The 14,966-nt window shown below is 72.1% G+C and carries 12 protein-coding genes; 4 read left to right on the top strand and 8 right to left on the bottom strand.

What is annotated here, in order from left to right:
• On the top strand, positions 1–542 hold a 542-nt coding region (locus ABT053_RS41625), incomplete at its 5' end, for a class I SAM-dependent methyltransferase (protein ID WP_350977340.1).
• A gap of 413 nt (positions 543–955) precedes the next feature.
• Entirely contained in the window at positions 956–1,474 is a 519-nt protein-coding gene (locus ABT053_RS41620) for an O-acetyl-ADP-ribose deacetylase (RefSeq protein WP_350977339.1), read from the top strand.
• 118 nt (positions 1,475–1,592) lie between these two features.
• Here ABT053_RS41620 and ABT053_RS41615 read toward each other — a convergent pair whose 3' ends face one another.
• Positions 1,593–2,357, bottom strand: a complete 765-nt coding sequence (locus ABT053_RS41615; RefSeq protein WP_350977336.1) for a restriction endonuclease — start codon at positions 2,355–2,357, stop codon at positions 1,593–1,595.
• Positions 2,358–2,719: 362 nt separating this feature from the next.
• Positions 2,720–3,331 (bottom strand): TetR/AcrR family transcriptional regulator, encoded by a 612-nt coding sequence (locus tag ABT053_RS41610; RefSeq protein ID WP_350977333.1) that lies wholly within the window; start codon positions 3,329–3,331, stop codon positions 2,720–2,722.
• 77 nt (positions 3,332–3,408) lie between these two features.
• Here ABT053_RS41610 and ABT053_RS41605 point away from each other — a divergent pair, with 77 nt between their 5' ends.
• Positions 3,409–4,413, top strand: coding sequence for an SDR family NAD(P)-dependent oxidoreductase (locus ABT053_RS41605; protein ID WP_350977330.1), 1,005 nt, complete (start codon positions 3,409–3,411; stop codon positions 4,411–4,413).
• A 151-nt stretch (positions 4,414–4,564) separates the two neighbouring features.
• Here ABT053_RS41605 and ABT053_RS41600 read toward each other — a convergent pair whose 3' ends face one another.
• From ABT053_RS41600 to ABT053_RS41585, 4 genes are all read right to left on the bottom strand, one after another.
• Positions 4,565–5,383, bottom strand: coding sequence for a thioesterase II family protein (locus tag ABT053_RS41600; protein WP_350977327.1), 819 nt, complete (start codon positions 5,381–5,383; stop codon positions 4,565–4,567).
• The gene (locus ABT053_RS41595) at positions 5,380–8,832 is read right to left on the bottom strand and encodes an acyltransferase domain-containing protein (protein WP_350977325.1); all 3,453 of its coding nucleotides are present in this window, start codon (positions 8,830–8,832) and stop codon (positions 5,380–5,382) included. The genes ABT053_RS41600 and ABT053_RS41595 overlap by 4 nt, the downstream gene beginning before the upstream one ends.
• Before the next feature lie 224 nt (positions 8,833–9,056).
• A complete protein-coding gene (locus ABT053_RS41590; protein WP_350977323.1) occupies positions 9,057–9,941 on the bottom strand; it encodes an NAD(P)-dependent oxidoreductase in 885 nt (294 codons plus the stop codon).
• Between the two features lies 1 nt (position 9,942).
• On the bottom strand, positions 9,943–10,800 hold the full coding sequence (locus ABT053_RS41585) for an SAM-dependent methyltransferase (RefSeq protein ID WP_350977321.1): 858 nt from the start codon (positions 10,798–10,800) through the stop codon (positions 9,943–9,945).
• A 1,055-nt stretch (positions 10,801–11,855) separates the two neighbouring features.
• On the opposite strand from ABT053_RS41585, the gene ABT053_RS41580 reads away from it, so the two are divergent.
• Positions 11,856–12,119, top strand: a complete 264-nt coding sequence (locus ABT053_RS41580; protein ID WP_350977318.1) for an SAV_915 family protein — start codon at positions 11,856–11,858, stop codon at positions 12,117–12,119.
• Positions 12,120–12,472: 353 nt separating this feature from the next.
• Here ABT053_RS41580 and ABT053_RS41575 read toward each other — a convergent pair whose 3' ends face one another.
• The gene (locus tag ABT053_RS41575) at positions 12,473–13,342 is read right to left on the bottom strand and encodes a class II glutamine amidotransferase (RefSeq protein ID WP_350977316.1); all 870 of its coding nucleotides are present in this window, start codon (positions 13,340–13,342) and stop codon (positions 12,473–12,475) included.
• 70 nt (positions 13,343–13,412) lie between these two features.
• Positions 13,413–14,849 (bottom strand): glutamate decarboxylase, encoded by a 1,437-nt coding sequence (gene gad / locus ABT053_RS41570; RefSeq protein WP_350977314.1) that lies wholly within the window; start codon positions 14,847–14,849, stop codon positions 13,413–13,415.
• Positions 14,850–14,966 lie beyond the last annotated feature (117 nt).

The following is a 14,966-nucleotide window of genomic DNA, read 5'->3' as shown; positions in this document are numbered from 1 at the left end:
CGGGGCCCGCCGGGGGGCCCGCCGCCGCCGCCGCGCCCGCCGTCTCGCTCGGCGTCGCCGACATGCGGGACATCCCGCGCGACGGCTCGTTCGACGCCGCCGTCTGCATGGGCAACAGCTTCGGCTATCTCGAACCCGGGGAGACCCGCGAGTTCGTCGCCGCGCTGGCGGACGCGGTCCGGCCGGGCGGGGGGCTGGTGGTCGACTTCAACGCGACGGCCGAGTCCGTCCTGCCCGGCTACCAGGGCGAACCCCGCCGGATGCGGACGGGCGACATCACCGTCACGACCACGACGGGGTACGACGTCGCTCGCAGCCGCCTGATCAGCGGATACCGCTTCACCCGGGGCGCGGAGGAGCTCGAGGTGACCGCGATCCACCACGTCTACACCAGCGCCCACCTGGGCCAGATGCTCACCGAGGGCGGATTCACCGGCATCGAGCGGTTCGGCGGGCCTGACGGCTCGCCGTTCCGGATCGGCGCCGGGCGGTTGCTGCTCACCGCGCGCCGGGCGGAGGGCCCGTCCCCGGCGGGAACCTGAGCACCGGCCACGACGGGCTCCCGGCAGGAGCCCGTCGTGGCACCCCACCCTGACCCGCACCTGAGACGCCCATCGCCGCCCACCCCCGGGAGACCGGAAACCCTGGAAGGCCGGAAACCCTGAGGATCAGAACCCCTGAAGGCCGGAAGACCCTGAAAACCCGGCGGGAACCGGTTCCCAGGGGCGGACAGGCGGTGGGGCGATCACGGTTCGGGTGCGGGCGATGTGCCCCCGCGTACGCCCGGACCGATGAAGCGGCCCGTCACGTGGCACGGTGGCGGCGGCGTCCCGGGACGGCGAGAAGGGAGGAATCCCAGCACGTCCGGAGTGGAACGACGGGAACACGTCAGAGCGCCGGAAACCGGGGAAGGACCCGGTACGAGAAGACGAACCACCGAGGAAGGCCATGGCTCATGAGGATCACGCTGGTCCGGGGGGACATCACCACGCAGGACGTCGACGCCGTCGTCAACGCCGCCAACTCCTCACTCATGGGCGGCGGCGGGGTCGACGGGGCCATCCACCGGCGCGGCGGCCCCGCCATCCTCGCCGCGTGCCGGGAACTGCGCGCCTCCCAGTACGGCAAGGGGCTCCCTGTCGGCCAGGCCGTGGCCACCACGGCGGGAGACCTCCCGGCCCGCTGGGTCATCCACACCGTCGGCCCCGTCCACTCCCCCACCGAGGACCGCACACACCTCCTGGCCTCCTGCTACCGCGAATCCCTCCGCGTCGCCGACGAACTCGGCGCCGGCAGCGTCGCCTTTCCCGCCGTGTCGGCGGGGATCTACGGCTGGCCGATGGACGACGCCGCCCGTACCGCGATCGACACCGTGCGGGCCACCCCGACACGGGTGACGGACCTGCGCTTCGTCCTGTTCACCCCGGAGGCCTACACCGCCTTCGAGAAGGCCCTCGACACCACGGGGTCGTGAACCGGCGACGGCCGAACGTGCCCGGCGCCGACCCCGGCCCGCCCGGGAGAGCTCCCCGGCGCCGCCACCGTCTGCCCACGCTCGCCGGTCCGCCGTGCGCGGGCAGACTGCGCGATCGTCAGGCGGGCTCGTCGCCGAGCGCTCCCTCCAGGCCCAGGTCACCGTCCGGGTAGGGCGTCGCGGGACGGCGTCCCGGCAGGAACCGCCGACCGGCGCCGCGGCGTGCCCGCGGAGCGAGCGTGAAGGACCCGGTGAACCAGGCGGCGAGCGTGGCCCGGTCGATCAGCGTCAGGCCGGTGCCCGCCGCGTACTCCCTGGCCGGAGCGGTGAAGGTCGCCGAGGTGACGAGCACGCCGCGGTGGCCGGGATAGGCGTGGAGCGCGCCGAGAAGGTCGCGGATCTGGGGCGAGCCCACCGTGGCGCCCCAGCGTTTGCACTGGATGACGAAGGGGTCGCCGCCGGGCGCGGTCGCGACGACGTCGACACCGCCGTCACCGCTGCCGCCGATCCTGCGCACCCCGCGGAAGCCCTCGCGGCGCAGCAGGGCCTCGACGAGGGCCTCGAACCGGTCACCGGACATGCGGTCGACGCGTTCGAGGCGCGCGTTGTCCGCCAGCCACTCCCGCTCCCGGGCCTCGATCACCCGGCGGCGGAGCAGCAGCGCCCCGGCCAGCCCCGCGAGCAGCACGACCGTGCCGCCGATCACCAGCTGCCAGTTGGCGACGACGACGTCGACGAGCCACATCACGACCAGGAAGAGGACCACGGCCGCGACCGCCCACAGGAACCAGTCGCCGTCGCCCCCGCCCCGGCCCCGGCGCGGTCTTCGCCCGCCGGACGCCCGTCGTCGCACCGCCTTGCCGGGTGTCCGTCGCCGTGCCATCGCGCACCTCCGGGGGACGAGGTTGGAACGTTGCCGCTGACCCTGTCGACTCTGACAACGGGCACCGACAATTTCCAGGGCGGCGCACTTTGGGACGCACTTTGGGGCGACCGTCGGACGCGGATTCGTACCGGCCGCATCGGACGCGCCCCACCCGCGCTCCCGAAACTCCACCCGGCACGGCCCGGCCCGCGCGGGGTCACCGGAGGCTTCGATGCACCCCGCCCCGGACCCCGGCCCCCGGCTCCCGGAACCCAGAACCCGACGCGGTCCGACCCGGTCCGGTCCGCCGAGGGCGGCCGAGGTCGGCCGGGTGACGGCGTCCGATCCGGCCCACCCCGCGAGGGGCGGGCGACGGCGCCTCAGTTCGCCCGGTGACGGCAGCACACGACCAGGTCCACAGCCTGCCGCATCGCGTTCCGCACCCCTTCCGGCGAGTCGCCGCGCTGGAGGCTGGACAGCGTCGCCGCGCTCACCGCGCCGACCATCGCGCCCACCAGGGCGGCGGCGGCGACCTGGTCCAGCTCGTCCGGATACGCCTGGTGCAGCGCCCGGGCCAGCTCGGTCTGCGCGGTGAGGTACCGCTGCAGCAACCGCGCCTGCAACATCGGCGCCGACTCGGCCAGACGGACCCGAAGCGCCGCGAGCCCGCTGGTCAGATCGCCTTCCCAGCTGTTGACGATCATCTCTTCCATCGCCCGTACGAGGACATCGGGAAATCGCTCCCCGGCGCGGCGCTCGGCGACCGCGCGCAGCGCCAGATCGATCCGCACGTCGGCGTTGGCGAAGAGCACGTCCTCCTTCGCCTGGAAGTGGAGGAAGAACGTGCGGGTGGACACCTCCGCGGCCTCGGTGATCTCGGCCACCGTGACGTGCTCGAACCCCTTCCGCTCGAACAGGCGGACCGCCGCCTCGATCAGCGCCTGCCGTGTGCGCCGCTTCTTGCGTTCCCGCAACCCCGGGCTCTCCGTCATGGCTTCAGCCTATTGCATTCCATGCATCACTTCATGCAATGTATTAATTCATTGAGTGTATTGAATGAGAGGGAGTGATGGACATGGGGAGTCTGGACGGACGCGTCGTCCTCATCACCGGAGCCGGGCGCGGCATCGGGCGGGAGGAGGCGCTGTTCTTCGCGGCCGAGGGCGCCAGGGTCGTCGTCAACGACCCCGGCGTCGCCGTCGACGGCACGGGTGGCGACCCCTCCGTGGCGGCCGCGGTGGTCGAGGAGATCGTCGCCCGCGGCGGGCAGGCGATCGCCAACACCGACAGCGTCGCCGACTGGCACGGCGCCCAGCGCATGGTGAACGCGGCCTTACGGGCCTTCGGCGACCTCCACGTCGTCGTCAACAACGCGACCATCGAACGGAACCGCGGAATGGCCGACCTGACCGAGGAGGAGTTCGACGACGTCATCGCCGTGAAGCTGAAAGGCACGTTCGCGGTTGTTCGATGGGCGGCCCGTCACTGGCGCGAACGGTTCGAGGCCGGTGACCGCGTCGACCGGGCCGTCGTCAACACCTCCTCGGGCTCGGGCCTGCTCAACCCGCTGCCCACGCAGGCCTCCTACGCCGCCGGGAACGCCGGGGTCGCGGCGATGACCGTCGTCGGAGCCCTCGAACTCGGCCGGTACGGCGTGCGGGTCAACTGCGTCTCGCCCTCCATGGCGCGCACCCGGCTCACCCTCCAGGTCCCCGGCATGCGCGAGGAGCCTCCGGCGGGACGGTTCGACCCGCTGCACCCCGCCGCCATCGCGCCCGTCGCCGCCTACCTCGCCACCGCCGCGTGTCCGCTCACCGGTCAGGTGCTCTCCGTCCGGGGCGGGTCTGTCACGGTCAACCACGGATGGTCGCGTGGTGCGCACGTCCACAAGGACGGCCCGTGGACGGTCGGCGAGCTCGCCGGGCGGGTGAGGGAACTCCCCGTGGACGACCCCTTCGAAAAACTCGCCGACGCCCTCGGCGGCGCCCTCGGTCTCGCTGGGCGTACGCAACTCCAGCAGATGGTCAACGCCCTCCTCGACCAAGGGGAGCGTTCCGGCGGCACACCCGGATGACGACCGGCGCCGGGGAACCCGCCGCCACCCTCTCCCGCGCTCCGGCATGACCACCCGGCAACCCCGGCCGAACGGTCACCCGGCCCGGAGCGGGTCCGGCGGCTGGTGGCACGTTCGCCGGGGGCCCGTCGTCCGCTGTGTGCCGGGAACCTCACGCGGGCTGGGAAGAATGGGAAGAAGTGGGTGAATCCTCGTGGAACGTCTGGCCGATGTCTCCGGCGCCGGAGAGGCGCTCCACGATGTCGGCGACGAGCGCCGCCTCCGCGTCCACCGGATAGAAGTGGTCCCCGGGGAAGGTCCGCAGCTCGAACCCGGAGCCCGCGACGCGGCTCCAGGCACGCATCTCCCCATGGCTCACCCGCGGGTCGTCCGTCCCCCGGTACCCGACGACCGGAGCGGTGACCAGCGGGGTGGACGCGGGCCGGTAGGCGTGCAGGAGGTCGTGGTCGGCCCGCAGCGCGACCATCGCCAGGTCCATCAGCTCCGGGAAGCGCAGGAGCGCCGGATCCGCGGCGGCGGCCTGCTCGGCGAGCTGGCGGTCACCGATGGGGATCCTCCTCGCGTCGTCCGCGCACAGGTGCGGCGCCGCGTACGCCGACACCAGCAGCGCCGCCGGGGAGATCCGGTGCCGCCCGGCGAGCCTGACCGCGACCTCGTACGCGACCACGGCGCCCATCCCGTGCCCGAACAGGGCGAGCGGCCGGTCCGCCAGGGGAACCAGTGCCCGGCAGACGTGGTCGACGAGGGGTTCCATCCGGTCGATCGGCCGCTCGTTGACGCGGTTCTGCCTGCCGGGGTAACACACGGCGGAGAGCTCGACGTCGGCGGGCAGCCGGTCCTGCCAGCCGCGGTAGGACATCGGGGCATCCCCTCCCGCGTGGGGGAAGCAGACGAGACGCACACGAGGCTCGGCGAGCGGGCGCTGCCTGAGCAGCCACGCGCGGGAATCGGCCGGGATCGTCTCGGTCACGGGAGGTCGTTCCTTCCGGGGACCGCGTACGGACCGGCCGCCTCCGGTCCTCCCCCGACCTCGGCCCAGGAGGACGCGTCCCCGTACACGCGAGATCCCTCGTACACGTGAGACTCCCCGTCCGCCGTCCAGGAGGGCACGGCCCCGTACACGTGAGACTCCTCGTACAGGCGAGATTCCCCGTCGGCCGTCCACGAGAGCGCGTCCCCGTACGCGTGAGACTCCCCGCCCGCCGACGGAGTCACGGCGAGGTGACGCGGGTGAGGGGAGCGTGACCGGGCGCCCGGCACCGAGGCCCGCCAGGCTGGGGCCGTGTCTCCGGGCGGGTGGGAGGAGACGACGACCTGACCCAGCGGAAGGGCCGCCAGGCACCTCTCGAAGAGCGTGAGACCCTCCTCGGGGCTCAGTCCTCCGGGCAGGCGCTCCCCGGCGAGCTCGCGGTGGCGGCGTCGCGTGTCGCGGGCCGTTCCCTCGCCGTTCCATCGGTCCCAGTTGATCGAGAGCACCGGTACGCCTCCGCCGTCGCGCCGCGTGCCGAGGGCGAACGTGTCGAGGAAGGCGTTGGCGGCCCCGTGACAGATGAGCCCGGAAGTCCCGGAGAACGACGCCGGTGAGGAGAACAGCACCACGAAGTCGGGAAGCGCGCCCACCTCCCGCAGGACCGACACCAGGGTGGCGGTCCCCTCGGTCGTGGCCCGCAGTGCGGCGGCGACGCCGTCCTCGGTGAGGAACTCCGCCGCGCCCTCCTCCGGCACGCCCGCGGTGTGGATCACCCCGTGGATCTCGCCGAACCGCGACCGCGCCTCTTCGAGGACCACCCGGAGGCGCCGGGCGTCGGCGACATCGGCACCGCGCACCAGCACGTCGTCTCCCCGCTCCGCGAGAAGCGCCCTCAGCGCCGCGCGCTCCCGGCCGCCGGAACCGTCGCCCTCTCCCGGACCGCCCTCCCCCCGAAAACCCGCGAACTCCCCGAACTCCCCTGACTCCCCGAACTCCCCTGACTCCCCGAACTCCTCGAACTCCTCGAACTCCTTGGACTCCTTGGACCCCTCGAAGGCGCGGTCTCCTCCCGCGCCGCTCGACACCTCTCCGGAGCCGTCCGACCCCTCGGGATGGCTCCCCTGCCTTCCCGGGCCGTACGACGGGAACGTCACCTGCTCCTCGCGCCCGATCAGGACGAGCCGCGCCGAGTGGGCGGCCGCGAGGTGCCCGGCGAGCCGCAGCCCGATCCCGCTCGTCCCCCCGGTGATCACGTAGGTCCCGCCCCGGCGCACCGAGGGACTCCCGTACGCGCCGGGCGCCACGTCCAGCGGCTCGAACCCGCGCAGCCAGCGGTGGCCGGCCCGCAGGCCGACCGGGTCCTCGTGCGGCGGGCGGCAGAGCTCGGCCAGGAGTTCCGCGGCCCGGATCCCGTGGTCTCCGGTGTCGCCGGGGTCCAGGTCCACGAGCCGGACACGCGTGCCGGTCAGCTCGCGCCGGAGCGGTCCGGCGGCTCCGGCCGTGAGAGCCGCCCGAGGGTCGAGCCGCTCACCTCCGGTGATCTCCAGGGCTCCCCGGGTGACGAGGCAGAGGTCGGCCTCCGGCCGTCCGCTCAGGGCACGGGCCAGGCCGGCGACGTGGCCCAGCGGCGGGCAGACCTGTGCGGGCAACGACGCGCCCCAGAGGCAGACGATCCGCGACGGCCCGTCCGCGTCGCCCTCCACCGTCTTCAGGAGCTGCTCGTAGTCCTCCCCGCACCGCGGGTCGATCGTGATCCGGTCCCGGGCCACGTGGTGGAACGCGCGCCCCGGGGTGACGACGACGGTCGTGGCTCCGTACCCCTCCAGCCTCGCGGTGATCGCCTCGGCGAGGGGCGACGAGTCGGAGAGCAGGATCCAGCGGTGTCCGCGCACGGTTGGGCCCAGGTCCGCCGGGGGCACCTCCACGGCCCGTCTCCAGGTGATCCCGTACAGCCCGCCGGGCGAACGCTCCCGCACGGCGGCGGCGAGATCCGCGACGGGATCCGGGACGAGGTCCGCTACGGGGTCCGCGACGCGCGGCCGGTCCGGTGGGCGGGTGGCGGGTGGTTGGTCAGGTGGGTGTACGGCAGTCGGCCGGGCGGGCGAGGGAAGGACGGCCGGAACGGAGGGGTGGGGCACCGTGGGCGGCCCGGGTCGCCGCTCCGATCGCCGCTCCGATCGCCGCTCCGAGTGCCGCTCCAATTGCCGCTCCGGTCGCCGGGAGGGCGGGTCGATCTCGACGCCCGCCTCCCGCAGCCGGGTCAGCGCGCCGCGCAGGACCTCCCCCTCGGTTCGCTCCTCCGACGGATGGCGGGTCACGTTGACGACGACGGAGTCCGTACCCGCTCGTGCCCTCGCCAGGGTGGTCAGCGTCATGCCCGGTCCCACCTCGACGAGGATCTTCGGGCCGTCGGCCAGGACGTGGCCGAGTCCGGCATCGAAGCGGACCGTCGCCCGGAGATGGGTGACCCAGTATTCGGGGTCGGCGAAGTCGGCGTCACCTGTCTCCGTCACGCTGGACACCAGGCGCGTCGAGGGGCGGCGCAGCGGGATGCCGCCGAGGAACTCGCGGAACTCGTCGATCACGGGGTCGGCCAGGGCCGAGTGCGCGGCGGTGCCGAGCGGCAGGAGACGGCAGGTGATCCCGCGCCGGTCCAGCAGCTCCCTGACCTCGGCGACGTGGGCGGCGGGTCCCGCGAGCACGCAGGACTCCGGGCCGTCGACCGCCGACAGGCACACTCCCTCCCCGAGGAAGGGCTCGACCTCCCGTTCGGAGGCCGGGACCGCCAGCATCGCCCCGTCGCGCCGGGTGGACAGGAGCTCCCCGCACCTGGCCACGACGGCGAGGGCGTCGCGCGGCGACATGACCCCCGCGACGCAGGCCGCGGCGTACTCACCGAAGCTGTGTCCCACCAGCAGGGAAGGGCTCACCCCCCGCGCCACGAGGAGCCGGGCGAGCGCGACCTCCATGACGAACACGGTGAGCAGCGCCGACGCGAGATCGGCCTTCCCTGTTACCTTCCCCAGCGGCCCGTCCGGGAGCACACCGGGCTCGCCGGGTTCACCAGGGCTACCGGATCCACCGGGCTCTCCGGGTTCACCGAGTTCACCGGGCTCACCGGGCTCACCGGGCTTGGCGGGGTTGTCCGGGAGGGCCGGTGCCGTGTCCGTCCACAGGGTGCGCAGCCGTTCGGCGGCGGAGCGGTCGGGCAGCAGGCCCAGGCACTCGTCCACGGCCGCGCGGAAGACCGGTTCGTCACGGTAGAGCTCACACCCCATCCCGGGATACTCCGTCCCGCCGCCGGGGAACATGAACACCACCTCGCCGCCCGTACGAGCGGCGGAGACGGGTGTGCCGGGAAAGCGGCGGGGGATGCCGGTGACCGCGATGCCGGTATCCGAGCCGCCGGAACCCGGAACATCGAGATCGGGAGCCCCGGGATCGGGCATGCCGGGACCCCGGGGGCCGGGATCGGGGCCCCCGGGGCCGGGAGTGCCGGGCCTGGGAGTGCCGGGACCGGGGATTCCAGGACCGGGAGTGCCCGGGGTGCCGGGACCGGGGATTCCGGGGCCGGGGACGGCCGGGTCGGGAAGGCCGGGACCGGGAGTGCCCGGCCTCGGGAAACCGGACTCCGGCTCATCGCCAATCGGTTCAAACCCGCACATGCTTCCTCTCAGCGGTTATGGACGGCCATTCGGCGGCTGCGGAACTGTTCGGTGAGCACCGCCACGTGCTCGCGCCGGTAGCCCTGCTCCATCGCCCTCAGCACGCGCTCGCGCATCACGGCGAGGTAGGACTGCTCGATCCCCGCCCGCTCCGCGACGCCCGCCAGGTTGTTGAGGACGTCCAGGTGCGAGGTGAGCGGAGCCTGCTCGAAGGTGTAGTCACGGCGCGCGATGAGGCCGAGGCCGACGCCGATCGTGTTCTGGAAACCGGGGTCGTAGAGCGGTACCGACTCCGCGAAGTCGTTGAGGGGGACCCCCATGCTCTCCGCGATGGCCGAGCATTCGAGGAAACCGTTGACGAAGGCGTAATAGAAGGCGCGGGAGACGACGTGGTACGCCTTGGCGTAGGCCGGGTCGGCGCCCAGGCGCATCTGCTTGCCGGACAGCGCCTCGGTCACGCCCCCCAGCTCCTTGAAGTCCTCGGCCGCCCCGCCGTAGACGGCGAAGCAGTCTTCGGTGCCGATGGCGTCCGGGTGGCTGAGGATCGCGGCCTCCAGGTATCTGCCTCCCGAGGTCTCCACCCGCCTCCGCAGGGGGGCGACGTCGTCGGGGATGCCGCTGGCGTGCTGGACGACGAGCCTGCCGGTGAGGTCGGCGACGGTCTCGTCGAGGACCGCGTGGGTGATCTCGTAGTTGAGAAGGCACAGCAGCACGATCGGGGACGCCTCGATCGCCTCGGCGGCCGTCGCGTGGAGGTGGACGTCCCGTCCCGTGAGCCTCTCCGAGCGTTCCGGCGTACGGTTCCAGACCGAGACCTCCAGGCCCGAGTCGACGCAGGCCCGTACGATCGCGGCCCCGACCACCCCGGCCCCGATGACCGTCGCGTCCGTCATGTCAGCGCTCCATCCTGGTGAAGGTCATGACCACTCCGCCGACCTCGGCGGCGTCCGCCCACGCGGCGAAGGTGCCGGGGGGCGCCCCGCGTCCGGCCTCCGGCCGCGTCCCGCGCGCGAAGCGGGAGAAGGAGTCACGCACGTTCTCGGTGATGTCGACGAGCTCCGTGACGGCCATCCCGGCCCGCCGCGCCGCAGACAGGTGGTCTTCCGGCGTTTCGAGCGACACGGCCCTCGACACGGCCCTCGACGCGGCGCTCGGCACCGCGCTGGGCATGGCGTTCGGGACGGCGTTCGGCACGGTGTCCGAGACGGCACCCGGGAGGGCGTTCGGCACGGTGCTCAACGCGGCGTTCGGGATGGTCAGGTGGGAGGCGACGCGCTCGCGGATCTCCTCGGTCAGCGGAACCCGCGGGTAAGGGGTCTCGACCACCAGGCGGCCCCCCGGGCGCAGGACCCTGGCGACGCTCCGGTAGAAGGCCGCGATGTCGAGGTACGGGGTGACCTCGCAGGCCAGCACCGCGTCGAACGCGGCGTCGGCGAACGGCAGGTCCAGCGCGTCGACGTGCCGGAACCGCACCGTCTCCGCCACGCCCCGCGCCGCGGCGTGCTCGGCTCCGTCGCGCAGCGCCTCCCGGTCGATGTCGATCGCCACGACCCGTGCGCCCAGGGTCCGGGCCAGGCGCACCGCCGGACGGCCGGTGCCGCAGCCCACGTCCAGCACCCGGGAGCCCTCACCCGCTCCCAGCCTGGCCAGCACGAAGTCGCTCATCCGCTCCGTGGCCTCCTGGATCGGCGCGACCTCGCGGGAACCCGCCGGGAGGCCGTCGTGCCGGTCGGACCTCGCGATCCCCTCCACCAGCGCCGTGAGCTCGTTGTAGGTCGACTCGATCTTCGAGGACGGGGAGGGGCCGGTCCTGACGTTTCCCGCGTCCCCCCGGAATTCGGAGTCGTCACCATCCAGACCAGAAATGGGGGACCTCCTTCACCCAAAATCAACCACATTTGACCAGATAAACGCGAGTTACCCCAATATCCGCAAACCGTCGGCTGACCCAATCCTCCGGCCGAGCGAAAGATTAGCAGCGGGCGCCGATCCAGTCGATGACCTCGAATATTGGTTTCTCGCCCGACAAGGTCAACATTTCCACCGGCATCAATGTCGACACCCTCTCCTTTCACTATGACGCCATTCTTGGACAAAGAGAGCCTAAAGCCAATGCCTCCCTTACCGGTTCTCCATTTCTGGCTCGCAGGCATCCCGGCCTCAGGGAACGGGCGGTCACACAGGCTCCACTCCAGCCTGACGGCACAGGTCATGGGCTCGACACGTACCACCCACGTACCACTTCGCCCGGTCGTGAGAGAGGAAGCCTCCGGCGGACAGGAGAATTGTCGACCAAGATCGAGCCGAAAACGTTCGGCGTCGACGATCATCCTTGGCTCGTTCGTTTCGCGTCGGGATTCCGTGGCCGAAGTGCGCGTGGTGTGACAACGGACACCCGGGGAAGGAGAGGCTCCGGCAGCCCCGCAATGCACATTGCTCGACTGTTCACGAAAAATCGTAACCATTCATGATTGATCGGCCGATCGCCCCACTTATCTTCGCGTTCCGCGAGCACCTCCCGGATGAACACATCCCATCGCCCACCACCGCTCTGTACGCGACGCCTCCGCGCGGGATCACCCGGTTCGACAGGGCCGCACGGCATGCATAACCGGCAGGACGTCTCTCGTACGGGGCCTCGACCGGGAGACGGCGCCCTCCCACACGCCCCCGGGCAGCGGTGCGCCACGCGTCAACGAGGCGTCAACGCTCCCGCCCTCCCCGTCTGGATCCTGTAGAGATCGCATTGAAAGCTGCCGGAAAGGGGCTAACGTCGTTTTCGTACGAGTTCTCACCAGGAGGAAGTAATGTCGGAAGTCCCGTTATACGTGCCGGTCCGTGAAGGCGCCTTCAGCATGTCCCTGCGCCTGTTCAGGACCGATTCGGGCAGGAGGACGGCAGCCGCCTTCTCCTCGCCGATGCGCCTCACCAAGGTGCTCGGCGCCGACCAGCGCTGGATCCGGCTCACCGAGCCCGCGCTTCGGCGCATGATCGAAGATCTGGACGTCACCGGCATCGTGATCGACCCCGCCGGGACGACGGCTCGCCAGACCTCCCCGCAGGCCGCGTGATGTGCGTCCTCACGCAGGATCTGGAGTACCAGACCACCTCCGCGACGGGAGGCGTACGGGAGCACCGGCCGACGACCGGAAGCGTCGACACACCCGCTCGCCGCCCGTCACCGTCACCGTCATCGGAGAAACCGTTCCCAGGGAAACCGTCACCGGAGGAACCGCCCCCGAGGGAACGGCCGACGGGCGAACGGTCGGCGGAGGAACGATCCGCACCCGTGGCCGTCCCGTCGACCTGGCGCGGGTTCCTTCTCGCGCGTCCCTCCGGTCATCGACCTCGGCGGCCCCGGACCTGACGTCGTGCGACCTCGTCCCCGACCAGCGGTTCGATCCGTACCTCGCGAGACCCGACGTCAGGTGACCTGCTGCGAGGCGGCGGCCTCGGGGCGCAGGTCGGCGAGGCCCATCCGGTGCGCGGGCTCGTCGGGCAGCACGATCCGGCGGGTGGGGACGAGACCCGGTCCGACGTGGAGCAGCTCACCGGGCTCCATCGAGCACCAGTCGGGATGGTCGTCCATGCGTTCGCTGGCGACCACGAACGAGGGGATCCCGGCGAGGTCGTGGGAACGGACGCGCATGCGGCCGCCGCTACCGCTCTGGTCGAGGTGCCGGCTGCCGTGGCACCCGCCGGCCGCGCGCTGGAGCAGGTGCATCCCGTGGGTGTCGGGGTAGCGCAGCGCCCACAGGTCCCGCGGGGTGGTGAGGACGATGTTGAGGGCGTAGACGGGCAGGTTCCCGGCGATCCAGCGGGCGGCGGCCTCGATACCGGCGGCGACGTCGCCGCCGCGTGCCCTGGTCTCGCGGGTGATCAGCGCGAAGAAGCGTTCGGAGTCGGTCTCCCCTTTGACCAGCCCCCGGTCCTCGCCCAGCTCCGCGTCGAGCTCGTCCAGGCCCTCGATCACCCCGTTGTGGGCGAAGATCCGCCCGTCCTGCAGGAAGGGATGCGTGTTGCGCTCGTCCAGGCCGCCGGTGGAGGCGAAGCGGACGTGGGCCAGGAAGGTGGTGGACTCCGTCCACTTGGCCTCCTCCGCGAAGCACCGGTCCTCGAAGGCGGCGACGGGGGCCTTGTGCACCTTCGGGGTGCCGTCGGCGCCGTAGTACCCCAGACCGACCCCGTCGGGGTAACGGCGGCTCTGCTCGCTGAGGCTGTCCGGCGCCTCCAGGAGCCAGAAGGTGGCACACGCGCGCCGGGGCGCGCTGCTCATGCCAAACAAACGGCACATCCCGATGTCTCCTTCTTCCTTCTCCTCCGGCCGCGCCGGTTCTCTCCCCGGCGGGCGCCGCCGTACGCCCTCAGCCGTGACCGTGACCGTGACGCCGGGGGCTCTTGCTCTCGGTGCCGTGCGCGAAGCCTCCGGCGTCGCCGGCGGTGCGACGCGGTCCGCCCTGGGCCTCCAGCCGGGGCAGGACCCTGCGCAGGTCCTCCAGCAGCAGATCGGCCAGGTCGTGGCCGAAACCGTTGCGAACGACGACGCGCAGCACCTCCAGGTCCGTACGCTTCTCGGGGAAGGTGTAGGCGGGCACCAGCCAGCCGCGCTCGCGCAGCGCGGCGGAGACGTCGAAGACCGTGAAGCCGTCGATGCCCTGCCGTACCCGGAAGGCGAACACCGGGGTCTGGCCGCCGTCGGTGATCAGCTCGAAGCGGCCCAGCCCGGCGATCTCCCCGGCCAGGCGGGTCGCCACGTCCCGGCAGGTCCGCTGCACCCGGCGGTAGCCGTCGAAGCCCAGTCTCAGGAAGTTGTAGTACTGCGCGACCACCTGGGCACCCGGCCGGGAGAAGTTCAGCGCGAAGGTCGGCATGTCCCCGCCGAGGTAGTTGACGTGGAAGACCAGGTCGTCGGGGAGCGCGGAGGCGTCGCGCCACAGCACCCAGCCCACCCCGGGCATCACCAGGCCGTACTTGTGCCCGGAGGTGTTGATCGACACCACCCTCGGCACCCGGAAGTCCCAGCGCAGGTCCGGGTCGAGGAAGGGGGCGATCATGGCACCGGAGGCGCCGTCCACGTGGATCGGCACGTCGAGCCCGGTGCGGGCCTGCAGCTCGTCCAGGGCCACGGCGATGTCGGCGACGGGCTCGTAGCTGCCGTCGAACGTGGAGCCGAGGACGGCGACGACACCGATGGTGTTCTCGTCGCACGACTCGACCGCCGTCTCGGGGCTCAGGTGGTACCGATCGCCCTCCATGGGCACGTACCGGGGCTCGACGTCGAAGTAGTCGGCGAACTTCTCCCAGCAGATCTGCACGTTGACGCCCATCACCAGGTTGGGCCGGTCGGCGGGGCGGCCCTTCTCCCGGCGCCGGTGCCGCCAGCGCCGCTTGAGCGCCAGACCGCCCAGCATCGCCGCCTCGCTCGACCCGGTCGTCGAGCAGCCCGTCGCGCGGTGGGGGTCCCCGGCGTGCCAGAGCCGGGCGAGGATGTCCACGCATCGCGTCTCCAGCTCCGCGGTCTGCGGGTACTCGTCCTTGTCGATCATGTTCTTCTCGACGCACTCGGCCATCAGCCTCAGCGCCTGCGGCTCCGCCCACGTGCTGACGAACGTCGCGAGGTTCAGCCGCGCGTTGCCGTCCAGCATCAGCTCGTCGTGCACCAGCTGGTACGCCGTGTCCGGCTCCATCTCCCCGGCCGGCATGGCGTGGCGCGGGACCCGGAGGGGCTCCCGGCTGAAGACCGGATTGATCTCCAGATCCCGGCTCCCGCGCCCGGTGTGACCGGGCCGCCTCAGAGGCATCGTCCACGTCCTTCCCGGGCCGATCATGCACTGTGAGCTGGGGTTTTCCCCTTGAACGGGGTACCCCGCCACCGCCGCGCGACACCACCCGCGGACGCGCGGGCCCGGGGACCGCCG

The sequence above is a fragment of the Streptosporangium sp. NPDC002524 genome, assembly GCF_040295985.1.
In the GTDB taxonomy this organism is placed as follows: domain Bacteria; phylum Actinomycetota; class Actinomycetes; order Streptosporangiales; family Streptosporangiaceae; genus Streptosporangium.
Note: the sequence above shows the minus strand (reverse complement) of the source record. Positions and strands in the feature narration are given on the sequence as shown.